This is a genomic window from Streptomyces sp. AA1529, assembly GCF_000280905.1.
In the GTDB taxonomy this organism is placed as follows: Bacteria; Actinomycetota; Actinomycetes; order Streptomycetales; family Streptomycetaceae; genus Streptomyces.
The window spans coordinates 1-23,721 of the sequence record NZ_ALAP01000026.1 but is presented as its reverse complement, the minus strand read 5'-3'; the positions used below and the strand labels follow the sequence as shown (position 1 = coordinate 23,721).

The 23,721-nt window shown below is 73.4% G+C and carries 18 protein-coding genes and 1 pseudogene; 4 read left to right on the top strand and 15 right to left on the bottom strand.

Features of this window, described 5'->3' with window-relative positions; all coding sequences use genetic code 11:
* Positions 1–2 precede the first annotated feature (2 nt).
* The 12 genes and pseudogenes from pgeF to rsmH form a co-directional block, all read right to left on the bottom strand.
* A pseudogene (pgeF, locus tag A949_RS0108005) lies at positions 3–733 on the bottom strand (peptidoglycan editing factor PgeF).
* Complete coding sequence (gene ftsZ / locus A949_RS0108000) at positions 730–1,968, bottom strand: cell division protein FtsZ (RefSeq protein WP_019355485.1); 1,239 nt, start codon at positions 1,966–1,968, stop codon at positions 730–732. The pseudogene pgeF and the gene ftsZ overlap by 4 nt, the downstream one beginning before the upstream one ends.
* A 580-nt stretch (positions 1,969–2,548) precedes the next feature.
* The gene (locus A949_RS0107995) at positions 2,549–3,481 is read right to left on the bottom strand and encodes an FtsQ-type POTRA domain-containing protein (RefSeq protein WP_019355484.1); all 933 of its coding nucleotides are present in this window, start codon (positions 3,479–3,481) and stop codon (positions 2,549–2,551) included.
* Between the two features lie 48 nt (positions 3,482–3,529).
* Positions 3,530–4,624, bottom strand: a complete 1,095-nt coding sequence (gene murG / locus A949_RS0107990) for an undecaprenyldiphospho-muramoylpentapeptide beta-N-acetylglucosaminyltransferase (protein WP_019355483.1) — start codon at positions 4,622–4,624, stop codon at positions 3,530–3,532.
* A 6-nt stretch (positions 4,625–4,630) separates the two neighbouring features.
* Positions 4,631–6,028 carry a putative lipid II flippase FtsW gene (gene ftsW / locus A949_RS0107985; protein WP_026004441.1) on the bottom strand — a complete coding sequence of 466 codons (1,398 nt, stop codon included), beginning with the start codon at positions 6,026–6,028 and terminating at the stop codon, positions 4,631–4,633.
* A 48-nt stretch (positions 6,029–6,076) separates the two neighbouring features.
* Positions 6,077–7,504, bottom strand: coding sequence for a UDP-N-acetylmuramoyl-L-alanine--D-glutamate ligase (gene murD / locus A949_RS0107980; protein WP_051019420.1), 1,428 nt, complete (start codon positions 7,502–7,504; stop codon positions 6,077–6,079).
* An 83-nt stretch (positions 7,505–7,587) separates the two neighbouring features.
* Complete coding sequence (mraY, locus tag A949_RS0107975; RefSeq protein WP_026004439.1) at positions 7,588–8,652, bottom strand: phospho-N-acetylmuramoyl-pentapeptide-transferase; 1,065 nt, start codon at positions 8,650–8,652, stop codon at positions 7,588–7,590.
* Between the two features lie 2 nt (positions 8,653–8,654).
* Positions 8,655–10,088 (bottom strand): UDP-N-acetylmuramoyl-tripeptide--D-alanyl-D-alanine ligase, encoded by a 1,434-nt coding sequence (locus A949_RS0107970; protein WP_019355479.1) that lies wholly within the window; start codon positions 10,086–10,088, stop codon positions 8,655–8,657.
* Positions 10,085–11,953, bottom strand: coding sequence for a UDP-N-acetylmuramoyl-L-alanyl-D-glutamate--2,6-diaminopimelate ligase (locus A949_RS0107965; protein ID WP_086022642.1), 1,869 nt, complete (start codon positions 11,951–11,953; stop codon positions 10,085–10,087). The genes A949_RS0107970 and A949_RS0107965 overlap by 4 nt, the downstream gene beginning before the upstream one ends.
* A 3-nt stretch (positions 11,954–11,956) precedes the next feature.
* Complete coding sequence (locus A949_RS0107960; RefSeq protein WP_019355477.1) at positions 11,957–14,023, bottom strand: peptidoglycan D,D-transpeptidase FtsI family protein; 2,067 nt, start codon at positions 14,021–14,023, stop codon at positions 11,957–11,959.
* On the bottom strand, positions 14,020–14,391 hold the full coding sequence (locus A949_RS0107955; RefSeq protein WP_019355476.1) for a septum formation initiator family protein: 372 nt from the start codon (positions 14,389–14,391) through the stop codon (positions 14,020–14,022). The genes A949_RS0107960 and A949_RS0107955 overlap by 4 nt, the downstream gene beginning before the upstream one ends.
* Before the next feature lie 25 nt (positions 14,392–14,416).
* Entirely contained in the window at positions 14,417–15,343 is a 927-nt protein-coding gene (gene rsmH, locus A949_RS0107950; protein ID WP_078534204.1) for a 16S rRNA (cytosine(1402)-N(4))-methyltransferase RsmH, read from the bottom strand.
* A 463-nt stretch (positions 15,344–15,806) separates the two neighbouring features.
* On the opposite strand from rsmH, the gene A949_RS0107945 reads away from it, so the two are divergent.
* The 4 genes from A949_RS0107945 (at position 15,807) to A949_RS0107930 (ending at position 21,383) form a co-directional block, all read left to right on the top strand.
* Complete coding sequence (locus tag A949_RS0107945) at positions 15,807–16,334, top strand: beta-class carbonic anhydrase (protein WP_026004437.1); 528 nt, start codon at positions 15,807–15,809, stop codon at positions 16,332–16,334.
* Between the two features lie 146 nt (positions 16,335–16,480).
* Positions 16,481–17,566, top strand: a complete 1,086-nt coding sequence (locus A949_RS0107940) for an AAA family ATPase (RefSeq protein WP_019355473.1) — start codon at positions 16,481–16,483, stop codon at positions 17,564–17,566.
* Positions 17,566–18,969 carry a DUF58 domain-containing protein gene (locus A949_RS0107935; RefSeq protein ID WP_019355472.1) on the top strand — a complete coding sequence of 468 codons (1,404 nt, stop codon included), beginning with the start codon at positions 17,566–17,568 and terminating at the stop codon, positions 18,967–18,969. The genes A949_RS0107940 and A949_RS0107935 overlap by 1 nt, the downstream gene beginning before the upstream one ends.
* Positions 18,966–21,383, top strand: coding sequence for a transglutaminase TgpA family protein (locus A949_RS0107930; RefSeq protein WP_019355471.1), 2,418 nt, complete (start codon positions 18,966–18,968; stop codon positions 21,381–21,383). The genes A949_RS0107935 and A949_RS0107930 overlap by 4 nt, the downstream gene beginning before the upstream one ends.
* A gap of 324 nt (positions 21,384–21,707) precedes the next feature.
* Here the strand turns inward: A949_RS0107930 and A949_RS0107925 are convergent, their stop codons facing one another.
* From A949_RS0107925 to A949_RS32830, 3 genes are all read right to left on the bottom strand, one after another.
* The gene (locus A949_RS0107925; protein WP_019355470.1) at positions 21,708–22,124 is read right to left on the bottom strand and encodes a DUF3040 domain-containing protein; all 417 of its coding nucleotides are present in this window, start codon (positions 22,122–22,124) and stop codon (positions 21,708–21,710) included.
* A 261-nt stretch (positions 22,125–22,385) separates the two neighbouring features.
* Positions 22,386–23,162, bottom strand: a complete 777-nt coding sequence (locus tag A949_RS32835) for a methyltransferase (protein WP_019355469.1) — start codon at positions 23,160–23,162, stop codon at positions 22,386–22,388.
* Between the two features lie 94 nt (positions 23,163–23,256).
* The coding region (locus A949_RS32830) for an SAV_6107 family HEPN domain-containing protein (protein ID WP_019355468.1) at positions 23,257–23,721 on the bottom strand (465 nt) is incomplete at its 5' end.

Sequence of the window (23,721 nt, the reverse complement as noted above, 5' to 3'; positions counted from 1 at the left end):
TCTCAGTCCGCCTCGATCCAGACATACCCCGCAAGCCTTCCCGTGGTCCGGTCCCGGCGGTAGGAGAAATGATCAGCGGACTCCAGAGTGCACACGGAGGAGTGACCGCGGTCGACGACCCCCGCACGGGTGAGCTGCGCCCGCACCCCGGCGGCCATGTCGACGGCGGGGGTCCCCGCCCGGGTCGTCGCGTACGCCTCGGGGACGGCAGCCGCCACGTCGGCGCGCATCCGCTCGGGAACCTCGTAGCAGCCGCCGCAGACCGCGGGCCCGGTACGCGCGACGATGCGCTCCGGGACGGCGCCGAGCCCGGTCATCGCCTCGACCGTCGCGCCGACCACTCCGGCCTGCACGCCCGGCCGCCCCGCGTGCGCGGCGCCGACGACCCCGGCGACGGGGTCGGCCAGCAGCACCGGAGTGCAGTCGGCGGTGAGCACGGCGAGCGCGAGCCCCCGACGCGCCGTCACCACGCCGTCGACGGGCGGCGCCTCGGTTCCGAAGGGGCGATCGACGACAGCGACGTCGCGCCCGTGCACCTGGTGCATCCAGACCACCGCCTCGGGGGACAGCCCGAGCGCCTGCGCGACCCGCTCCCTGTTGGCGCGCACCGCCTCGGGATCGTCACCGACCGCGCCGCCGAGATTGAGCTCCTCATACGGAGCGGCGCTCACCCCGCCCACCTGTCGGTGAAGGCGAAATGCGCGCCGCTGACCGTCTCTTGTTCCGCTATCACTTCAGGAAGTCCGGCACATCCAGCTCTTCGGCCTGACTGTCGTGGTAGGGGCGGGCCGGCGGTACCTGCGGGGTCGCGGACGGCGGCGGGACCTCGCTCACCGGAGCGGGCTCCGGGCGCGGCGGGGCCTCCTCCTCGCGCGGCGGGGCGACGGCGCCCAGGCCGCCGAACGAGGGGCGCTCGGGCTCCGGGTCGGCGGCGGGGGCCGGCTCGTCCTGGTAGGCGGGGGCCGAGGAGGCCGCCGCGGACGACTGGCCGAGCGCCTTCTCGCCCTTCCTGGCGGGCGGCTGACCTCCGTCGAACCCGGCCGCGATGACGGTGACCCGCACCTCGTCGCCGAGCGCGTCGTCGATGACGGCGCCGAAGATGATGTTCGCCTCGGGGTGGGCGGCCTCGCTCACCAGCTGGGCGGCCTCGTTGATCTCGAACAGACCGAGATCCGAACCGCCGGAGATGGAGAGCAGGACGCCGCGCGCCCCGTCGATGGACGCCTCCAGGAGCGGCGAGGAGATGGCCATCTCGGCGGCGGCGACCGCGCGGTCGTCGCCGCGGGCCGAGCCGATCCCCATCAGGGCCGATCCCGCCTCGGACATCACCGACTTGACGTCCGCGAAGTCGAGGTTGATCAGACCGGGGGTGGTGATGAGGTCGGTGATGCCCTGCACGCCCGAGAGCAGCACCTGGTCCGCCGACTTGAAGGCGTCCAGCACGCTGACCTGGCGGTCCGAGATGGACAGCAGCCGGTCGTTGGGAATGACGATCAGCGTGTCGACCTCGTCGCGCAGTCCCGCGATGCCGTCCTCGGCCTGATTGGCCCGGCGGCGGCCCTCGAAGGTGAAGGGCCGGGTGACGACACCGATGGTGAGGGCGCCGAGCGAGCGGGCGATGTTCGCCACGACGGGCGCGCCGCCGGTGCCGGTGCCACCCCCCTCGCCGGCCGTCACGAAGACCATGTCGGCCCCCTTGAGGACCTCCTCGATCTCCTCGCGGTGGTCCTCAGCCGCCTTGCGGCCGACGTCCGGGTTGGCGCCGGCGCCGAGGCCGCGAGTCAGCTCGCGGCCCACATCGAGCTTGACGTCGGCGTCGCTCATCAACAGGGCTTGCGCGTCAGTGTTGATCGCGATGAACTCGACGCCCTTGAGACCGACCTCGATCATCCGGTTGATGGCGTTCACGCCACCGCCGCCGATACCGACGACCTTGATGACTGCGAGGTAGTTCTGCGGTGCTGCCACGTCGAAGGCCTCTCGCCTCGAGTTACGTATCCCTGTGGGGCGGTTCGAACGCCGACCCGAACCCTAAGTGCGAAGTTTAGGGTTACCAGTGCCTGTCTTACTCGGACTCTTCGCAACGGACACTAAGTCGACAAGTGCTGGGTGTTCAACGAACACGCCGAACCTCCCGTTTTTCTTTTCACCCTATGTGATCAGACCGAGCAGTAGCCATCCAGGGTGCTCACCAGCGGCGATACGCGTCAACTGACACGGTCCCGACCGACGGTGGCCCCGGCGCCCGCACCGATCCGCGACCACGGCCCGTCCGGGGGCACGGGACACCCCGCTCCCGGTGCCGATCGCGGCCGGAGACCGGGGGTTTGGCCCCGGCGGAACGAGGTACCTGCGCGGGCGGGCCGGGCAGCGGCCGTCCGAGGTGCCCGCCGGCAGCGAGAACCGCCCATGGGGACGGACCGCTCCCGGCGAGAACATCAGCCTGATCATGCGGGGCAGCCCGGGTCAACTGACACGGCCAGGGAACGGCGGACTCCAGCCGTTCGCCGAACCCGGCTGGGGGTACGGCGGTTTGCGCGGAGTGCGGCTAACTGTCCGACGCGGCCGGGGCACTGGGGGCCGTGACATCGAAGTGGGTGGCGTCCTCGGCCGCTTTCATCAGCGCCGTCAGCGCCGCGGCCTTCGCCCGGCCGCGTTCGGCACTTCCCCACCGGACTGTGCGCTCCCCCGTCAGTTCCAGGGTGATGTCGTCGAAGGAGCGGACCCGGACGGTACGGGTGGCGCGGCGGACGGATTCCGGAAGTGCGGCGGTGGCCCGGGCCGCTTCCCGGCGCAGCCGCCCGGACGAGAAGTACCGCTCGTCCGCCGCCCGCCGCGGTGCGAGGACCAGAAGCGGAACGCCTTTCGGCGGCTTGCCTGCTGTGGCGAATCGCACGCCTTCGGAATCGACTTCCACATAGTCGCCCGCTTTCTCCATCACCAGCGCCGGGCGCCGCTCGGTGACGGTGAGCGTCAGACCGTGCGGCCAGGAACGCTCGGCCACCACTTCGCGGACTCTCGGGAGCTTCCGGCGCACCCGGTCCTGGAGCGCCGCCTGGTCGACGGTGATGAGCGGCGCGCCTTCCGGAGCCGCGGCGGCGCGGCTGACGTCGGCCTCGCTCAGCACCCGGGTGCCGGTCACCGAGACGTTCCGCAGCCGCAGCCACGGCGAGCCGTAGAGCACCCAGGTGCCGAAACCGCCCAGCGGTACGGCGAGGAGCAGCAGCAGGGCGAGGGCGCGCCGCCGGCGCAGGCGCGGCCCGAACCGGCCGGGGCGCGCCCCTTCCTCGGGGCCGCCGCCGGAACCGGAGTCCGGATCGGCGCCGGCCGCGGCGTCGACGGTGCGGCTCCGGTAGGCGGTCCGGCGGCGCGGCGGCGCGGCGTCGGCGCCGCCGGACGTCCGGCCGCCGCCCGGTCTTCCGGCCGCTCCGGTTGCCTTGCCGGCCCCGGCAGCTCGGGCTGCTTTCACCACGAGGACCACCCTGCTCTCTGCGTGCTCGGCGAGGCGCCGGTTCCGCGCCGCGCCGGGTCAGTCCCGGCGGTTGGCGGCGATCGCCTCGTACACCATGCCGACAAGCAGTTCATCGGCGTCCGGACGGCCGAATTCGGCTGCCGCGCGGGACATCGCGGTGAGCTGCTGCGGGTCGGCGAGGACCGGGAGCACGTTGCCCTGGATCCACTCCGGCGTCAGTTCCGCGTCGTCGACCAGGAGTCCGCCGCCCGCCTTGACGACCGGCTGTGCGTTGAGCCGCTGTTCGCCGTTGCCGATCGGCAGCGGGACGTAGGCGGCGGGCAGCCCGACGGCCGACAGTTCCGCCACGGTCATCGCGCCCGCGCGGCAGAGCATCATGTCGGCCGCGGCGTACGCGAGGTCCATCCGGTCCACATACGGTACCGGCACATAGGGCGGCATTCCGGGCATGTGGTCCACGTGGGGGATCTCGTTCTTGGGCCCGACCGCGTGCAGGATCTGGATACCCGCGCGCTGCAGATGCGGAACGACCTGCTGGACGACCTCGTTGAGCCGGCGCGCGCCCTGCGAGCCGCCGGAGACCAGCAGCGTCGGCAGGTTGGGGGCCAGCCCGAAGGCGGCACGGGCCTCGGGCCGCACGGCGGCGCGGTTGAGGGTCGCGACGGAGCGGCGCAGCGGGATCCCGACGTAGCGGGCGTCCCGCAGCTTGCTGTCCGGTGTGGAGACCGCGACCCCGTGCGCGTAGCGCGAGCCGATCTTGTTGGCGAGTCCCGGCCGGGCGTTGGCCTCGTGCACCACGATGGGCACCCTGGCGCGCTTGGCGGCCAGATAGCCGGGCAGTGCCACATAGCCGCCGAAGCCGACGACGCAGTCGGCCTTCGTGCGCTCCAGGATCTGCTCGGTGGCCTTGATGGTGCCGCGCAGCCGGCCGGGAACCGTGATCAGTTCGGGCGTGGGTTTGCGCGGCAGCGGGACGGCCGGGATCAGTTCGAGTTGGTAGCCGCGCTCCGGCACCAGCCGCGTCTCCAGGCCGCGCTCGGTACCGAGCGCCGTGATCCCCACGGTCGGGTCCTGCCTGCGCAGGGCGTCCGCGAGGGCGAGCGCGGGCTCGATATGGCCGGCGGTCCCCCCACCGGCGAGTACGACGTGCACGCTGTTTCACCGCTCTCCGGACGGCGGCCTTCCGGCGCGCCGTCTCATCGTCTTCTCTCTCTTCCGGCCGGGAGCGCTCCCCGATCGCAGCGCCCCTGCCAGCCCTCCCCGGGACGTGCGCTGCCACAGGAGGGGCTGCCGCACGGCCAGGGCAGCGCGCGCCGCCGGATCGCTGCGCGCGAAGGCGATCAGCAGTCCGACCGCGAACATCGCCGGCAGCAGAGCGGACCCACCGTAGGAGAACAACGGGAGGGGGACACCGGCGATCGGCAGCAGACCGAGCACCGCGCCCACGTTGATCACCGCCTGGGCGATGATCCACGTCGTCACGCCTCCCGCGGCATACCTGACGAAGGGTTCCTCCGTGCGTCCGGCCACGCGGATACCCGCATAGCCTAGAGCCGCGAAGAGGGCGAGCACCGACAGCGTCCCCGCCAGTCCGAGTTCCTCCCCGGTCACGGCGAAGATGAAGTCGGTATGGGGTTCGGGCAGTTGACCCCATTTTTCCACACTCGCGCCGAGTCCGGAACCGAACCAGCCGCCGGACGCCAGTGCGTAGATGCCGTGCACGGCCTGCCAGCACCGGTCGTCGGGGCCGGGATCGGTGGCGCCGATGCAGGCGAGCCGGGACATCCGGTTCGCGTTGGAGGTGACCAGGAGCACGGCGGCGGTGAGCGCCACCGCGAGCACTCCGGTGAACAGCCGGGTGGGTGCGCCGGCCAGCCACAGCAGCCCGAACAGCACGGCGGCGAGGATGAGCGCGGTACCCATGTCGCCGCCGAGCATGATGAGCGCGAGCAGCAGGAAGGCGACCGGGACCAGCGGCACCAGCAGATGCTTCCACTGGGTGAGCATCTTCTTCTCGCCCTTGCGCGCGAGCAGGTCGGCGCCCCACAGGACCAGGGCCAGTTTGGCGAACTCGCTGGGCTGGAGCTGGAACGGGCCGCCCAGGTGGATCCAGTTCTGATTCCCGTTCACCTCCTGCCCTATCCCCGGGACCTGCACCAGGCACATCAGGAAGACGGAACCGGCCAGCAGCGGATAGGCCAGCGCCCGGTGCATGCGCACCGGCATCCGGCAGGCGGCCAGCAGCAGCACCGCGCCGATCGCGGCGGCCACCACCTGCTTGCGGAAGTAGTAGGTGGAGGGCAGTCCGGACTGGAGGGCCTGGATCTGCGAGGCGGAGAAGACCATCACCAGACCCAGCACAAGGAGGAGCACGCTGCCGCCGAGGATCAGATAGTAGGCGGTCAGCGGACGGTCCCAGGCGCGCTTGGCCCGCGCGAAGGCCCGCTGCGGCGCCGAGGTGCCCTGCGGTGCGCGCGGGTGCCGCGACGGGCGCACGGGCGCGGGCTGACTGCGCGCACGCCGGGGCGTGGGTGGTTTCGCGGATCGCGCCGTCATCCGTATCCCCTCCGTCTCACCCCCGTCCTCGGCCGGCGGGGAGCGGGGTCACTGCTCGCCCGGGCCCGCGGCGGCGAGAGCTTCGACCGCATCGGCGAACGCGTCGCCGCGTGCGTTGTAGTTGACGAACATGTCCATGGAGGCGCACGCGGGTGCCAGGAGTACGGTATCGCCGGGTCGCGCCAGGGCCGCGGCCCGGCGCACGGCCTCCGCCATCGCCCCAGTGTCGGTGCGGGCGACGTCGGCCACCGGCACATCGGGGGCGTGTCGCAGCAGCGCTTCCCGGATCAGCTCCCGGTCGGCACCCAGCAGCACCACACCGCGCAGCCGGGGCGCGGCCCCGGCGACCAGTTCGCCGAACGTCGCCCCCTTGGCCAGTCCGCCCGCGATCCACACCACCGAGGGGTAGGCGGCCAGCGAAGCCGCCGCGGCGTGCGTGTTGGTGGCCTTGGAGTCGTCGACGTAGGCGGCGCCGTCCACCTCGGCGATCCGGGTGATGCGGTGCGCGTCCGGGGTGAAGGCGCGCAGTCCGTCCCGTACCGCGGCCGCCGGCACCCCGAAGGCGCGGGCCAGCGCCGCGGCGGCGAGCGCGTTGGCGACATTGTGCGGCGCCGGGGGGACGGCGGGGGTGGCGTCCGGCGCCGGGCTCAGGTCGCCCACCTCGGCCAGTTCCTGCGCCTGCTCCCGGCGGTCGGCGACGAAAGCGCGGTCCACCAGGACGCCCTCGACCACGCCGAGTTGGGAGGGCGCCGGGGTGCCGAGCGTGAAGCCGACGGCACGCGCCCCCTCGACCACGTCGGCGGCCCGCACCAGGTCCTCGGTGCGGGGCGCCGCGGCGTCCGGGCCGGCGGGCTCGTCGGCGTTGTAGACGCAGGCGACCTGGTTGCCCTCGTAGATGCGGCCCTTGGCGGCGGCGTACGCCTCCATGGAGCCGTGCCAGTCGAGGTGGTCGGGGGCGAGGTTGAGCACGGCGGCGGAGTGCGCACGCAGGCTGGGCGCCCAGTGGAGCTGGTAGCTGGACAGTTCGACGGCGAGCACGTCCAGGTCGCCGTAGGGCTCCTGCCCCAGGACGACGTCGACGAGCGAGACGCCGATGTTGCCGACCGCGGCCGTGCGCAGCCCGGCCGCGCGCAGAATGCAGGCCAGCATCCGGACCGTGGTCGTCTTGCCGTTGGTGCCGGTGACCGCGAGCCACGGCGGGCTGCCGGGGCCGCGCAGCCGCCAGGCCAGCTCCACGTCGCCCCACACCGGTACCCCGGCCCCGGCCGCCGCCGCGAAGAGCGGGCTGGTGGGCTTGAAGCCGGGGGTGGTGACGACCAGCTCGGTGCCCTCGGGGAGGGTGCGGTCGTCGCCGAGCCGCACGGTGATCCCGAGCGCCTCCAGTTCGGCGGCCTGCCGGCGCGGGCCCTCGCCGTCGCCGCCGTTGACGGCGGTGACCCGGGCCCCGAGCCGGTGCAGCACCTTGGCGGCGGGCATGCCGCTGACGCCCAGTCCGGCGACGGTGACGTGCTTTCCGGACAGCTCGGCGCCCAGCTCCGCCAGGTTCGTCCGGTCCTCGCTCACTTGCTCGCCGCCCAGCCCGCGTAGAAGATGCCGACACCGACGATGGCGCACATGCCCTGGATGATCCAGAACCGCACCACCACAAGGACCTCGGACCACCCCTTGAGTTCGAAGTGGTGCTGGAGCGGGGCCATCTTGAAGACCCGCTTCCCGGTGAGCCGGAAGGATCCGACCTGGATCACCACGGACATGGTGATCAGCACGAACAGGCCGCCGAGGATCGCCAGCAGCAGCTCGGTGCGGGAGCAGATGGCGAGCCCGGCCAGCGCGCCGCCCAGGGCCAGCGAGCCGGTGTCGCCCATGAAGATCTTCGCCGGGGAGGTGTTCCACCACAGGAAGCCGAAGCAGGCGCCCATCAGCGCGGCCGCGACCACGGCCAGGTCGAGTGGATCGCGTACCTCGTAGCAGCCGGGTCCGGCCGTGGCGATGTGCGCGCAGGACTCCTGGTACTCCCAGACGCAGATGAACACATAGGCGCCGAAGACCATCACCGAGGCGCCGGTCGCCAGGCCGTCGAGACCGTCGGTGAGGTTCACGCCGTTGGACATGGCCAGGATCATGAACAGCGCCCAGACCACGAACAGCACCGGTGGCAGTGCCCAGCCGAAGTCCTGGGTGAAGGAGAGCTTGGTGGAGGCCGGGGTGAGCTGCCGGGCGTCCTCGAAACTGAGTGCGAGGAGGGCGAAGGCGATACCGACGATGAGCTGGCCGGCCATCTTCGCCTTCGCGCGCAGCCCGAGGCTCCGCTGCTTGACGATCTTGATGTAGTCGTCGAGGAAGCCGACCAGGCCCATCCCGGCGAACAGGAAGAGCACCAGCACACCGGAGAAGCTGGGCTGCTCCCCCGTGATGAGCTTGGTCAGCACGTAGGCGAGCACCGTCGCCAGGATGAAGGCGATACCGCCCATCGTGGGGGTGCCGCGCTTGCTGTGGTGGTTGCGCGGGCCGTCGTCGCGGATGAACTGGCCGTAGCCCCGTCTGGCGAGCAGCTTGATCAGCAGCGGGGTCCCGATCAGGGACAGGAAGAGGCCGATGACCCCGGAGAAGAGGATCTGCTTCATCGTCATCGGGCGGCGCCCTCACCCTCCCTGGACCCGTCCGCGAGGAGAGCCGCGGCCACCTTCTCCAGCCCCACCGACCGGGAGGCCTTCACCAGTACGACATCTCCCGCGCGCAGTTCCCCGCGCAGCAGGCCGACGGCCGCCTCAGTGCCGGACACATGCACCGACTCCTCACCCCACGAACCCTCGTTCTTGGCACCCATGTCGAGCCAGGCGGCCTCCCGGCCGCCGACTGCCACGAGTTTGCTGACGTTGAGCCGGACGGCGAGCCGTCCGATCGCGTCGTGCTCGGCGAGCGCGTCGTCGCCGAGCTCGGCCATCTCGCCCAGCACCGCCCAGGTCCGGCCCCCCCGGGCCTTCGCCGCCTCCCCCATGGCGGAGAGCGCGCGGAGCGCTGCCCGCATGGAGTCGGGATTGGCGTTGTAGGCGTCGTTGACGACCGTGACGCCGTCGGCGCGCTCGGTGACCTCCATCCGCCAACGGGAGAGCGTGTCCGCGGAGGAGAGCGCATCGGCGATGTCCCCAGCGAGCATGCCCAGTTGGTGGGCGACGGCCGCCGCGGCGAGCGCGTTCGACACGTGGTGCTCACCGTACAGGCGCATGGTCACATCGCCGCACCCGGTAGGTGTGTGAAGGGTGAAAGCTGGTGTGCCGCGTTCCGACAACCGCACGTTTTCGGCCCGTACGTCCGCTTCCGGAGCCTCACCGAAGAGCACGACCCGGGCGCTCGTCCTGGCGGCCATGGCACGGACGAAGGGGTCGTCGGCGTTGAGCACCGCCACTCCCCCCTCCTCGGCCGAGGGCAGGTTCTCCACCAGTTCGCCCTTGGCCTGGGCGATCTGCTCCCGCCCGCCGAACTCGCCGATGTGGGCCGTGCCGACATTGAGCACCACCCCGATCCGCGGCGGTGTCAGCTCGGTGAGATAGCGGATGTGGCCGATGCCGCGGGCGCCCATCTCCAGCACCAGGTGCCGGGTGGTCTCGTCGGCGCGCAGGGCCGTCAGCGGCAGACCGATCTCGTTGTTCTGGGAGCCTTCCGGCCACACCGTGGGCCCCAGCCGCCCCAGCAACTGGGCGAGCAGATCCTTGGTGCTGGTCTTGCCGCTGGACCCGGTCAGCGCGACGACCTGGGTGCCGAGCGTCCGCACGGCATGCCGGGCCAGCGCACCCAGGGCGCGGGTGACGTCGTCGACGACGACCGCCGGGACACCGACCGGTCGGGTGGCGAGCACGGCGACGGCACCGGAGGCCACGGCGCCGGCGGCGAAGTCATGGCCGTCGGCACGCTCACCGGCGAACGCCGCGAAGAGCGTGCCGGGGACCGCTTCCCGGGAGTCGATCACCACCGGCCCGGTGATCCGCGCGTCCGGGTCCGTTATGTCGTGCTGCCGTCCGCCGGTGAGGGCGGCGATCTCTGCGAGGGAGAGGGGGATCATCGCTTCTGGTTGTCTGTCCGGTGGTGCTCGACGGAAGGGGACGAAGAAGACAGGGGGTCGGAGGCGGACACGGGGGACGGGGACGGCGGTGCCGCCGGAGCGGCCGCGGCCTGCTCGGCGGCCCGGGCGCGGACGGCGTCGTGCAGCACCTGGACGTCGTCGAAGGGGCGCACCACTCCGGCGATGTCCTGGCCCTGCTCGTGGCCCTTGCCCAGGACGAGGACGGTGTCGCCGGGCGCGGCGCGACCGACGGCGGCCCGGATCGCAGCGGCGCGGTCCTCCTCCAGGAGCACGGTGCCGCGCTCGTAGGCCGGCACCTCGGAGGCGCCGCGGAGCATGGTGGCCAGGATGGCGAGCGGATCCTCCGAGCGCGGGTTGTCGGAGGTGAGCACCGCGGTGTCGGACAGCCGGGCGAGCGCCGCGCCCATGCCGGGCCGCTTGTGCGGGTCACGGTCGCCGCCGCAGCCCAGGACGGCGTGCACGGCGCCCTCGGTCACCTTCCGGACGGCGTAGAGCACCGACTCCACGGCGTCCGTCTTGTGGGCGTAGTCGACGATGGCCAGGTAGTCCTGCCCGGCGTCCACCCGCTGCAGCCGGCCGGGAACCCCCGGGACGGTGCCGATGCCCTCGGCGGCCGTGCTCGGATCGATCCCGGCGACGACCAGCGCGGTGAGCGCGGCCAGCGCGTTGGCCACGTTGAAGGGCCCCGCGAGCGGCGCGGCGGCCAGCACTTCCCGGCCGTCGGGTCCCACCGCGGTGAACGTCGAGCCGAGCGGGCCGACCTCCACGTCCCGGGCCCGCCAGTCCGCGTCCGGGTGGCCCTCGGCGGAGAAGGTGGTGACCGGGCGGCCCTCGCCGCGCAGTTCGGTCAGCAGCCGGAAGCCGTACTCGTCGTCGAAGTTGACCACCGCGGCCCGCGAGCGCTCCGGGGTGAAGAGCTGCCGCTTGGCCTGGAAGTAGTCCTCCATGTCCGGGTGGAAGTCGAGGTGTTCGGGGCTGAGGTTGTTGAACACCGCGACGTCGAAGACGCAGCCGTCGACCCGGCCGAGGACCAGCGCGTGGCTGGAGACCTCCATCGTCACCGAGCCCACCCCGCGCTCGCGCATCACGCCGAACAGCGCCTGCAGGTCGGTGGCTTCGGGCGTGGTGCGCTCCGACTTGATCCGCTCGTCGCCGATCCGCGACTCGACGGTGCCGATCAGCCCGGTCAGCCCTCCGCCGTCCACGGTGCCCGCGGTGCGCGGCTCGCCCTTCTCGGCGGCCTTGCGCAGCCCGCCGTCCACCAGGTAGGCGGTCGTCGTCTTGCCGGAGGTGCCGGTGATGCCGATCTGGAGCAGATCGTCGCCGGGGGTGCCGTAGATGGTGGCGGCCAGCTCCCCCATCCGGCCGCGCGGGTCGGGCACCGTCAGCACCGGCAGCCCGGTGGCCTCGGCCCGCGCCGTGCCCCCGGGGTCGGTCAGCACCGCGGCGGCGCCCAGGCTCTGGGCCTGCTCGACGAAGTCGGCGCCGTGCAGCCGGGCGCCGGGCAGCGCGGCGTAGATGTCGCCGGGACGCACGGCGCGCGAGTCGTGGGTGATGCCGGTGACGGACACGCCGGCGTCCGCCGCTCCGCCCCCTTGCGGCGCATCGCCGGAACCGGGCGCGGACGCGTCGGCGTCCAGCAGCCGGGCCAGCTCCGCGAGCGGAACGGGTGCGACCCGTGCGGGGCGGGGCGGCCCGGGGAAGGACTCGGGGGAGGTCTGATCAGCTTGTGGCACGGCGGTGAGCGTACCGGGCGGGGCGCCCGCGCCGCGAAGCGAGGGGCGCGGCGGTGCGGGCCCCGGGGGGTTGTACTCGCTCTCAGTGATCGTTCTCACGTGGCGCATGACTCAGTCGTCCCGGCTCTTCCCCGCGAGCACGGGCAGCTTCGCGGGCTTGGCCCCCGTCGGGGGGATCTGCAGGGTCTTGAGGGAGAACTTCATGACCTTCTTGTAGACGGGACCGCACACGTCGCTGCCGAAGTAGCTGCCCTTCTTGGGGTTCTGGACGGCGCAGTAGACGGTGATCCGGGGCTTGTCGGCGGGCGCGAACCCGGCGAAGGAGGAGGTGTAGCCGTGGTAGCGGCCGGTCTCGGGATCCACCCGGTTGGCCGTACCGGTCTTCCCCGCGACGCGGTAGCCGGGGATCTTGGCGGTGGTTCCGGTGCCCTCCATGTCGGAGACGACGGATTCCAGCATCCGAGAGAGAGTCCTGGCCGTCTTCTCGCTGACCACCCGGCGCTTGTCCGGTGCGTCGGCGGGCCGGAAGCGGCCGTCCGGGCCGGTGGTGCCGCGGACGAGCGTGGGGGCGATCCGCTCCCCGCCGTTGGCGATGGTGGAGTAGATGGAGGCGGCCTGCACGGCGTTCAGGGACAGGCCCTGGCCGAAGGGGATCGTGTACTGCTGGGAGGCGCTCCACTTGCCGGGCTCGGCCAGCAGGCCGTTCGTCTCACCGGGGAAGTCGAGCCCGGTGGGCCGGCCGATGCCGAACTTGCGCAGATAGCGGTAGAGGACCTTGTTGGTCTGCTGCTGCGTGCTGCCGAGCTGCTCGGTGGCGAGGATGGTGCCGATGTTGCTGGATTTGGCCAGGACACCGTTGAGGGTCAGGTGCCAGGTGGAGTGGTCGATGTCGTCGGCGAAGGAACGGTCGGCACGCTTGAGCCGGTTGGGCACCGTGACCGCCGTCCGGGGAGTGGCCTTGCCCTCCTCCAGGACGGCGGCCATCGACATCACCTTGCTGGTGGAACCGGGCTCGTAGGCGTCCTGGACCGCGGGGCTGCCGAAGGAGTCGACCTTCGCGCCGCGGATGTCGTTCGGGTCGAAGCCCGGCGCGCTGGCCATGCCGAGCAACTGGCCGGTCCTGGTGTCCTGCACGACCACGTAGCCGCTGTCGGCATGTGACTCGGCCACCTGGTCGGAGATGGCCTGCTGCGCGGACCACTGGATGTCGCGGTCCAGGGTGAGCTCCACGTCGGAGCCCGGCTCGGCCGCCTGCTCGCGGACGCCCGCGGTGGGGACCTGGCGGCCGCCGGACTGGGCGTAGGTGACCTTGCCGTCCTTCCCCGCCAGCGTGCTGTTCAGCTTCGCCTCCAGACCGGCGCCGCCCTTGCCGGCGGAGTTGACGAAGCCGAGCACGGTGGCGGCCAGCTCCTTGTTCGGGTAGACCCGTTTGGCGTGCTTCTCCTGGTAGATCCCGGCCAGCACGTCGGGCTTCCCGCCCCCGGGCGCCGCCGCGGCCTCGTCGGCGAGCCGCGCCTTGAGCTTCTTGATCTTGCGCCAGGTCTGCGGGGTCTGCTGCCGGGCGAGCAGCACATAGCGGGTGCCCTTGCGCGAGAGCTTCCCGGCCAGTTCGGCGGGCTTCTTGTCGAGCAGCGGCGCCAGCAGTTCGGCGGCCCGCTCGGGGGCATCGTCGATCTTCGTCTGCTCCGGGCCGAACAGATACGGGTCGGCGGTGATGTCGTGGGCGTCCACCGTGCTCGCCAGCGCGGAGCCGTCCCGGGCGCTGATGGTGCCCCGCTCGGCGGCGAGGGGGACGGTGATGTAGCGGTTGACGGCGGCCTTGTCCGCGAACGCGCTCGCGTCCACGGCCTGGACCTGCAGCAGCCGCACCGTGAAGACCAGCATGACCAGCGTCAGCCCCACGGCGACCAGCCGCAGCCGGGGCCGCGGGTTCACCAGCCGCAGCCGCGCCCCGCCGCCCCGCGGGGGACGGCTGCCGCCGCCCCGGCGCGCCGCGGGGGGCCGTGCGCCGCGGGACGCCGCGGCCGGGGCCGGCCGGCCCGGTCCGGGGACCCGGCGCGGCTTCGCGGCCCGGTCCCGGTCCGGGGTGCGGTCCCGGTCGGCGGCCCGGTCCTGCCCGGACGCCGGCCGGGGGCTCCGGCGGGCGCCGCGGTCCGGCCGGCGGGGACGCTCGCTCACGGGTCCTCCTGCTCGCCGCGTGCCGGGCGGGGATCGCCGCGCACGGAGCCGTCGGGGTCCAGGAAGACGGGGGTGTCGCCGGGGACCAGGCCCTGCTCCCGGGCCCGCTCCTCCAGCCGGTCCGGCGCGGAGTAGCCGTCCACCTCCTGCTGGAGGGCCTGCTGCTGGTCGGTCAGCTCCTCCGTCTGCTTCTCCAGCCTGCTGAGCTGGAAGGAGCCCTTGTTCAGGGAGGCGTTCAGCAGCAGCAGGGCCAGCAGACCGCTGCCCAGCAGCAGGACGATCAGCAGGACGAACGGAGCCCGGGCGGCCGGCGAGCCCCCGACGGGGACCAGCCGGGCCAGCCGCGCGAGGCGCTGCTGCGCTGTCATGTCCCCTCCCGGATGCGGCGGCCCGTCATGTCGCCTCCCTGATCCGCTGGGCGGCGCGCAGCCGCGCCGGCGCCGCCCGCCGGTTCTCGGCGATCTCCTCGTCGGTGGGCAGCTCGGCGCCGCGGGTCAGCAGCCGCAGCCGGGGCTGGTACTGCTCGGGCACGACGGGCAGTCCGGGCGGCGCCGTGTTGCGGGAGCCGGTGGCGAACAGCTGCTTGGCAAGCCGGTCCTCCAGCGAGTGGTAGGCCAGGACGACCATCCGGCCGCCGACCGCCAGCGCCTCCAGCGCGGCGGGCAGGGCCCGCTCCAGCACCGCCAGCTCCCCGTTGACCTCGATGCGCAGCGCCTGGAAGGTGCGCTTGGCCGGATTGCCGCCGGTGCGCTTGGCGGCCTGCGGCAGCGCCTCCCGGATCACCTCGACCAGCCGGCCGCTGCGGGTGAACGGCTCCTTCTCGCGCTCCCGCACGACGGCCTCGACGATCCGGCGGGCCTGCTTCTCCTCGCCGTAGGAGCGCAGGATGCGCACCAGGTCGCCCGGCGGGTAGGTGTTGAGCACCTCGGCCGCGCCGGGCCCGCTCGTCTGGTCCATGCGCATGTCCAGCGGCGCGTCCTGGGAGTAGGCGAAGCCCCGGTCGGCCTCGTCCAGCTGGAGCGAGGAGACCCCCAGATCGAAGAGGACCCCCTGGACGCGCGGCACCTCCAGCCGGGAGAGCACCTGCGGCAGCTCGTCGTAGACGGCGTGCACCAGCGTGGCCCGGTCGGCGTAGGGGGCCAGTCGTTCGCCCGCGAGTTCGAGTGCCGCCGGGTCCCGGTCCAGGCCGATGAGGCGCGCCGCCGGGAAGGTGGACAGCAGCGCCTCGCTGTGGCCGCCCAGGCCCAGGGTGCAGTCGACGACGGTCGCGCCGGGCTCCGCCAGCGCGGGGGCGAGCAGGTCCAGGGTGCGCCGGAGCATCACCGGATTGTGGCGTTCGCCGATGGGCCGCTCGTTGGTGGTCACTGTGCCCTCTCAGATCTGGCGGGCACCGTGCACATGCTCCTTGGTCCCCGCCCGCTCGAAGGGGAGCGGCCGCCCGCGCCGAACGGGCGCCGGAGGCCGGGAGCGGGAGGAGGCCGAGCCGCACGTGCGCGCCCGCGCACGCGAGGGGATTCGGGGGTCCTTGGGGAGAGTGTTCGCCTCCCACTTCGCGTCACTTTAGTCCACTCGTCCCCTCGGTCAACTACGGGACCAGGCGCGTCCCGACAACGAGTGACACCCGCACGCGCGGTCGGCGGCACCCGGGCACGGGACGGCGGTGCGCACCCGGACGGAGGAGAGGACAATAGGCCGTGTGGGTTACCTCACAACCACGCGCGCCGTCCGATTTCACCACTCTCCGGGCAGGCCGTCCGCCCGGGGAACGTCTAACGTCGTACACATGTCGATACCCACACCTGACCCCCAGTCTGCACCGTCCGTGACCGACGACCTCGTCACCGCGAACCAGCAGTACGCGGACGGCTTCACCGACCCGGGCATGGACGCCCGCCCGGTCCGCTCGGTCGCCGTCGTCGCCTGCATGGACGCCCGCCTGGACCTGCACCGGGCACTGGGACTGAAGCTGGGCGACTGCCACACCATCCGGAACGCGGGCGGCGTGGTCACCGACGACGTCATCCGCTCCCTCACCATCAGCCAGCGCGCCCTGGGCACCCGTTCCGTGGTCCTCATCCACCACACCAACTGCGGACTGCTCAACCTCACCGAGGATTTCCGCCACGAACTGGAACTGGAAGTGGGCCAGCGGCCGTCCTGGGCAGTCGAGTCCTTCAAGGATCTGGACCAGGACGTGCGCCAGTCCGTCGAACGGGTACGGACCTCGCCCTTCCTGCTGCACCGGGACGACGTCCGCGGCTTCGTCTTCGACGTCACGACGGGCCTGCTGCGCGAGATCGACCCGGCCTGACCCGGCAGGACCGCGGCCCGGAGCCACCCGGGAGAGTGACGGGAGGGCCCGTCGCCGTGAAGAATACGCAACGACGCACACTGCAGGGCCCGGTGGAACGCACGCGGCGGGCGCACGGACAACGGGGATGGGGCCGAGGAGGGCCGGTGACGACCTATGACGAGCGGGCGGACCTGAGCGAACTGAGCGCCACGGCGGGCGAGGTGCGCCGCAGTGTCGAATCGGTGATCGAGGGGAAGCCCGACGTCGTCCGGCTCTCGCTCACGGTGCTGCTGGCCGAGGGGCACCTGCTGATCGAGGACGTGCCGGGTGTCGGCAAGACGATGCTCGCCAAGGCGCTGGCCAGGACGATCGACTGCTCGGTGCGGCGGATCCAGTTCACCCCCGACCTGCTGCCCTCCGACATCACCGGCGTCAGCGTCTACGACCAGCAGCGCAAGGACTTCGAGTTCAAGCCCGGAGCGATCTTCGCGCAGATCGTGATCGGCGACGAGATCAACCGCGCCTCCCCCAAGACCCAGTCGGCGCTGCTGGAGTCGATGGAGGAGCGCCAGGTCACCATCGACGGGCAGACCTACGAGCTGCCCGACCCGTTCATGGTCGTCGCCACCCAGAACCCGGTGGAGATGGAGGGCACCTATCCGCTGCCCGAGGCGCAGCGCGACCGGTTCATGGTGCGGGTCTCCATCGGCTACCCGAGCCCCGCGGCCGAGCTGGAGATGCTCGACGTGCACGGCGGCGCCTCCCCGCTGGACGACCTCCAGCCGGTGGCACACGCGCACGACATGGCCAAGCTGATCGGGATGGTGCGCGGCGTGCACGTCTCGGACGCGGTGCGGCGGTACGCGGTCGAGCTGGTGGCCGCCACCCGCTCCCACTCCGAGCTGCGGCTGGGCGCCTCGCCCCGCGCGACGCTGCACCTGCTGCGGGCCGCCAAGGCGTCGGCCGCGCTCGGCGGGCGCGAGTTCGCGCTCCCCGACGACGTGCAGTCGCTGGCGGTCCCCGTCCTGGCGCACCGGCTGCTGCCCACCGCGCAGGCCCAGCTCAACCGCCGTACCGCCGAACAGGTGGTGGCCGAGATCGTGCAGCAGGTGCCGGTGCCCGCCGTCGGCCCCGGCCCCGCCGCACCCAGAACGGCACCGCCCGGGCCGCCGCCCTACGGGCCGCCGCCGGCTTCCGGGCAGCAGGCTCCCCTGAACCGGCCGCAGACCGGGCAGCCCCGGGGCCACTGATGGCCCACGGAGCGGCCCCGGGCGCCCCGTCCGCCTCCGGCCCGGCCCCCGGCGCGGCGGCGCCCGGTGACGGGTCCGGCCCGGAGGAGCGGAGCGGCTCGCTGCGCCGCGCGTTCGGCGGTCTGACCACCCGCGGCCGCTCCTTCCTGGCGGCCGGGCTGGCGGCGGTGCTGTGCGCGTATCTGCTGGGTCAGGACGAACTGCTGCGGGTGGGGGTGCTGCTGGGGGTGCTGCCCCTGGTGTGCGTGCTGGTGCTGCACCGCACCCGCCACCGCGTCGCGGGCTACCGCAGGCTGTCGCCCTCGCGGGTGCCGGCGCGCTCGGAGGCCCGGGTGCACCTGCGGGTGGACAACATCTCGCGGCTGCCCACCGGGCTGCTGATGCTGCAGGACCGGGTGCCCTACGTGCTGGGGCCGCGGCCCCGGTTCGTCCTGGACCGGGTGGAGCCGGGCGGTCGCCGCGAAGTCTCCTACCGGGTCCGCTCCGACCTGCGGGGGCGCTATCCGCTGGGCCCGCTCCAACTGCGGCTGACGGACCCGTTCGGGATGTGCGAGCTGACGCGCTCGTTCAGCACCTGGGACACCCTCACCGTGGTACCGCCCGTCGAGGCGCTGCCGCCGGGCCGGTCGGCCGGGCGGACCGGCGGTTACGGGGAGGGCCGGCAGCGCGCGCTCGCCCTGGCCGGGGACGACGACGTGATCCCGCGCGGCTACCGGCACGGCGACGACCTGCGCCGGGTGCACTGGCGTTCGACAGCCCGCTACGGCGAACTGATGGTGCGCCGCGAGGAGCAGCCGCAGCAGGCCCGCTGCACCGTCCTGCTGGACACCCGCCGGGCCGGCTACCCCGGCTCGGGGCCCGACTCCCCGTTCGAGTGGGCGGTCGCGGGCGCCGCTTCGGTGTGCGTGCACCTGCTGGAGCGCGGCTGCTCGGTCCGGCTGCTGACCGACACCGGAGCCGCCGCCCCCGGCCCGGAGAACGGCGGCTTCCTCGCCGAGAACCCGGACACGGCCGGGCTGCTGCTCGACACCCTCGCCCTCGTCGAACACTCGAACGAGCAGGGGCTGGCCGGAGCCTACGACGCGCTGCGCGGCGGGGACGCGGGGCAGCCCGGACTGCTGATCGCGTTCCTGGGAGCGCTGGACGAGGAGCAGGCACTCACCGTCGGCCGCCTGCGGCAGCGCTCGGACCGCGCCGTGGCCTTCGTGGCCACCCCCGCCGGGCGCCCGCAGGACGGCACCGGGCAGCCGGCGGCGGACACCGCCGAACCGCCCGGCACCCAGGCCGCACTGCGCGTCCTGCACGAAGCGGGGTGGACGGCGCTGACCGGCGGGCCCGGAACGCCGCTGGCCGCGCTGTGGCAGGAAGCCGAGCACGCGAGCGCGAAGGGAGCGGAACGATGAGCGGACGGGGGCGGCTCGCCTTCTGCGCCGCGCTGGCGACGCTGGCCGCGGCCTGCGCACTGCTGCCGCTGGTCGAACGGGCGGCCTGGCTGATCCAGGCGGCGGTGCTGATCGGCGTGCAGGCCGGAGTGGGCGCGGCCGCGCGGCGGATACCGCTGGCCCGCCCGCTGACCGTACTGGCGCAGGCGCTCACCTCGCTGCTGCTGCTCACCGTCGTCTTCGCACGCTCCGCCGCACCGGCCGGCTTCCTGCCGGTACCCGGCGTCTTCACCCACTTCGCCGCCCTGTTCGAGCAGGGCGTCCAGGACGTGAGCCGGTATGCGATACCCGCGCCGCTCACCGACGGCATACGGCTGATGCTGATCGGCGGAGTGCTGCTGATCGGCCTGCTGGTGGACACGGTCGCCGTCACCTACCGGAGTGCCGCACCGGCCGGGCTGCCGCTGCTCGCGCTGTACTCGGTGGCCGCCGGGCTCTCCGTGGGCGGCGCACGCTGGCTGTGGTTCCTGTGCGCCGCGGGCGGCTATCTGCTGCTCCTGCTGGCCGAGGGGCGGGAGCGGCTCTCCCAGTGGGGCCGGGTCTTCGCCGACCGCAGCCGGCCCGGTGCGGCGCCGCACCAGCCGGGCAGCGTCGGGGGCCCCGCCGCGGCACCCGTCCGCACCGGACGCCGGATCGGGGTGCTGGCCCTGGGCGTCTCGCTGCTGGTGCCCACCGCGCTGCCCTCGCTCAGCGGCGGCCTGCTCGACGAGATGGGGACCGGTGCCGGAGGGGTGCGCGGCCAGGGCGGCGGCACCGTCTCGGCGGTGAACCCGGTGGTCGCGCTCAAGAACAGCCTCGACCAGCCGCAGGACCGCACCGCGCTGGTCTACCGGACAGACGGGGGCGACAGCGGCGACAGCGGCGACAACGGGCTCTATCTGCGCATCGTCGCGCTGGACAGGTTCGACGGCGCCCAGTGGAAGCCCTCCGAGCGACGGATCGGCGAGATCCCGGACCAGCTGCCCGCCCCGCGCGGGCTGGGACCCGAGGTGCGGACCAGCACGGTGCGCACCACCATCCAGGCCAGCGACGCCTATGCGCAGGACTGGCTGCCCATGCCCTTCCCCGCCGACCGGGTACGCCTGGAGGGCAAGTGGCGCTTCGAGCCCGAGGGCCGCACCCTGGTCGGCTACGACAAGCAGACCACCCGCGGGCTGCGCTACACGGTCGAGAGCCTCCAGGTGCGGCCCACCGCCGAGCAGCTGCGCAACGCGCCCGACCCACCGCCCGCGCTGGAGCGCGAGTACACCGCCATTCCCGGCACGCTGCCGGACGTCGTCTCCAGGACCGCGCGCCAGGTCACCCGCGGTGCGGCGAACGACTACGAGCGCGCGGTCCGGCTCCAGGACTGGTTCGCGGACGAGGGCGGCTTCGTCTACGACACCGAGGTGGAGGCGGGCACCGGCGTCAACGCCATCTCCGACTTCCTGCGGCAGAAGGAGGGCTTCTGCGTCCACTTCTCCTTCGCCATGGCCTCGATGGCCCGCACCCTGGGCGTCCCGGCCCGGGTCGCGGTCGGATTCACTCCCGGCACGGCGCGCGGCAACGGCGCGATGGAGGTCGGCTTCCAGGACGCGCACGCCTGGCCGGAGCTGTACTTCGAAGGTGTGGGCTGGACCCGCTTCGAGCCCACCCCCACCCGCGGCACCACCCCGCCCTACGCCCGGCCGGACGCACCGGATCCCGACCGGGATTCCGGCGAGGTGCTGCCCGACCGCAACGGGAACGACGAGCCCACGGTCGCCCCGTCGCCGTCCCAGGAGTGCACCGCCCAGCAGAAGCGCTCCGACCCCGAGTGCGGGCTGGCGGCTCCGCTGCCCGGCTCCGGCGGCTCCGCGGAGGAGCCGTCCACGGCCGCCCTCGTCGGAATCGGCGGTGCGGCGCTGCTCCTGCTGGCGCTGTTGCTGCTGCCGATGCTGCTGCGGAGGAGGAGACGCTCCCGGCGGCTCCGGACCCGGCCCGGGGGCACCGGGCCGGAGGCCGCCGAAGGAGTGCTCGCCGCCTGGCAGGAACTCCTGGACACCGGCTGGGACTACGGGATCGTGCCGGAGGACTCGGCGACCCCGCGCACGGCCGCCGAACGGCTGGCCCGGGTGGGGGAACTCCAGCCCCCCGAGGCCGAGGCGGTGCAGCGGATCGCACTCGCGGTCGAACAGGTGCTGTACGCGCCCGAGCCGCGGCCGGCCCCCGGGATCGCCCGCGACGTGCAGCAGGTCCGGGCCGGGCTGCGGGCCGCCGCGCCCCGCACCCTGCGGGTCCGGGCCCTGCTGCTGCCCCCGTCCACCGGGCGGCTGCTGCGGGCCGCCGGCCACCGCGGGCGGACGCTGCGGGACCGCTGGATCCGCGCGGTGCGCGGCCCCCGCACGGCCGAGTAGCCGGCGCGGGGCAGCGCGGCCACCGGCTCCCGGGCCCGCTCCGGTCGGGTGACCGGGCCGCATGGCGGTGCGCCCGGACGCGGTGGGCGGGACGGCGTCCCGCGGGAACACGTGCGGCGGTGCGGGAGCCCCGTGAGGGTTCCCGCACCGCCGGAGGATCCGCGTTCGGAGGACTGCGCCGCTCGTCGCCGGAGGGGCCGTCGCCACGCGGCGGGGGCACCGCTGGCACGACCGGCCGGATGTCCGGTCCGGGCCGCGTCACGCCGCCGCGTGACCTTGCGAGGAAGAGCGAAAGTATGCGGAACGGGGGGGGTGACCCTCCCGTCAGTGGTGGCCCTCGTCGCGGCGGCGCTGCCACCGCTCCTCGATACGGGACATCACCGACCTGCGGTTCCGTGGCTGCTGGCGACGCGCCGGACCCGAGCCCTGCGCGGACCCGCCCTGGCCCGCGGCCTGCTCCTCACCCTGCTTGGGCGCCTTCCGCCACCCGGTCACGGCGAGGACCGCACAGCCCAGCATGACCAGGAAGCCGACGACGCTGATCCAGATCTGCTGAGCGACCATTCCGGCCATGAGGAGCGCGATACCCACCAGAAAGCCCGCCACCGCTTGGTAGACCCGCTTTCGGGTGTACCGACGCAGCTCACTTCCCTCGAGCGCTGTTGCGAACTTGGGATCTTCGGCGTACAGCGCTCGCTCCATCTGCTCGAGCATCCGCTGCTCGTGCTCAGAGAGCGGCACGGAGTCCTCCTACTCGTCGGTCGCGGGGGCGACCGGATGCGACTCTTTCAGGATAGGCAGGGAATCGCCCCCGTGAAACCCGCCCCTCTACGCCAATTCCTCCCACCACACCCGATATGACGGACGGGGTGCCCACGGTGTGCTCCGTTCATTCCCGCACCACCTTTCCGCCATGCCGGACGGTGTGCTTCGATCATACGGCGCGCAGCGGTTGATCGGGCGGTCGTGCGAGCAGACCCCCGCCGGACGGCGGGTGCGGCATCAGCGGTCGGCGGGTCGCAGCCCGCGGGGCGGAATCCCGGCGAGCACATGGAGCCGGCTCGCCACGGACTGGAAGTCCGGCAGCTCGGCGGCGGCCGCCTCCAGCCGGCCCAGCGCCGCCAGCGCGTCCGGTTCGGTGTCCACCAGCGCGCCGGGCACCAGATCGGCGAAGACCCGCACGCCGTGCACGGAGATCACCTCGAGCCCGGTGCTGGTCACCAGCGCCGTCAGCTGCTCGGGGGTGAAGCGGCGGGGCATGGGGTCGCTCTCGCCCCACCGTCCGTCGGGCGAGGTGAGGGCGTGCCGGGCCTCGGTGAAGTGCCCGGCCAGCGCCCGCGCCAGGACGGCTCCGCCCAGTCCGGAGGCCAGCACGCTCAGTGTGCCGCCCTCCTCGCGCAGTGCGGCGACGGCGTTGCCGAGGCCTTCGGCCGGGTCGTCGACGTACTCCAGGACGCCGTGACAGAACACCACGTCGTACGCGCCCCGCTCGGCGACCTCGAAGAGTCCGCGCACATCGCCCTGGACGCCGCGCACCCGGTCGGCGACCCCGGCTTCGGCGGCACGCCGCTCCAGCGCGAAGAGCGCGTCGGGGCTGGGGTCGACGACGGTGACGTGGTGCCCGAGCCGGGCGACGGGCACCGCGAAGTTGCCGGTACCGCCGCCGGTGTCGAGGACCTCCAGTTCGGTGTGGTCCGCCAGTTCGGCGCGCTGGTCGAGGGCTCCCCTGAGGACGTCCCAGACCACGGCGGTCCGGAGGGTTGCGCTGGGGCGGGACATGCGGTTGCTCCTCGGCTCAGGGACGGGCGGATCCCACCCTATTGCCTCCGCCGCCCGCTGATCCGCCCGGCGGGGCCCTGGCCGCCACGGCTCCTCACCCCGCCCGCCGGTCCCGGGAGCGGGCGGGATACTCGTCCCCCTCGGCCGTGCGGGGCTGCGGCAGCGCCGGCTGGGTGAGGAGCATCCGCTCGACGAGCCGGAGGAACATCCCGGCGTAGTGGATCAGGTCGTCGGCGTCGCGCGGGTCGGCGGCTCCGGCTATCCCCGCCTCGGCCCGCGCCCGCCGCTCGGCGCCGGAGGCGAAGAGCGCCGCCCACTCGGCCAGTTCGGGTGCGACTTCGGGCAGCACCTCCCAGGCGCTGCGGATGGCGGGGCGGCGCGGCCTGCGCGGGGCGCCGCCCCGGCGGCGGGCGGGGGCCGGGTCGGCGGTGCCGCGTACGGCGAGGACGGCGGCGGCCGTGCGCAGTGCGGCGAGGTGTGCGGTGGCGTACCGCTCGTTGGCCTGCTGCAGTGCGGCCGCTTCGTCGAGCCCGTGCCGGGCCTGTGCGAGCAGGTCGCG

Coding starts and splice junctions, on each gene's coding strand:
- ftsW (WP_026004441.1), bottom strand. CDS start 6,028: ATGACGGCGCGATCCGCGAAACCACCCACGCCCCGGCGTGCGCGCAGT.
- murD (WP_051019420.1), bottom strand. CDS start 7,504: ATGCCCGCCGCCAAGGTGCTGCACCGGCTCGGGGCCCGGGTCACCGCC.
- mraY (WP_026004439.1), bottom strand. CDS start 8,652: ATGAAGCAGATCCTCTTCTCCGGGGTCATCGGCCTCTTCCTGTCCCTG.
- A949_RS0107970 (WP_019355479.1), bottom strand. CDS start 10,088: ATGATCCCCCTCTCCCTCGCAGAGATCGCCGCCCTCACCGGCGGACGG.
- A949_RS0107965 (WP_086022642.1), bottom strand. CDS start 11,953: ATGCGCCACGTGAGAACGATCACTGAGAGCGAGTACAACCCCCCGGGG.
- A949_RS0107955 (WP_019355476.1), bottom strand. CDS start 14,391: ATGACAGCGCAGCAGCGCCTCGCGCGGCTGGCCCGGCTGGTCCCCGTC.
- rsmH (WP_078534204.1), bottom strand. CDS start 15,343: ATGCTCCGGCGCACCCTGGACCTGCTCGCCCCCGCGCTGGCGGAGCCC.
- A949_RS0107945 (WP_026004437.1), top strand. CDS start 15,807: ATGTCGATACCCACACCTGACCCCCAGTCTGCACCGTCCGTGACCGAC.
- A949_RS0107935 (WP_019355472.1), top strand. CDS start 17,566: ATGGCCCACGGAGCGGCCCCGGGCGCCCCGTCCGCCTCCGGCCCGGCC.
- A949_RS0107930 (WP_019355471.1), top strand. CDS start 18,966: ATGAGCGGACGGGGGCGGCTCGCCTTCTGCGCCGCGCTGGCGACGCTG.
- A949_RS32835 (WP_019355469.1), bottom strand. CDS start 23,162: ATGTCCCGCCCCAGCGCAACCCTCCGGACCGCCGTGGTCTGGGACGTC.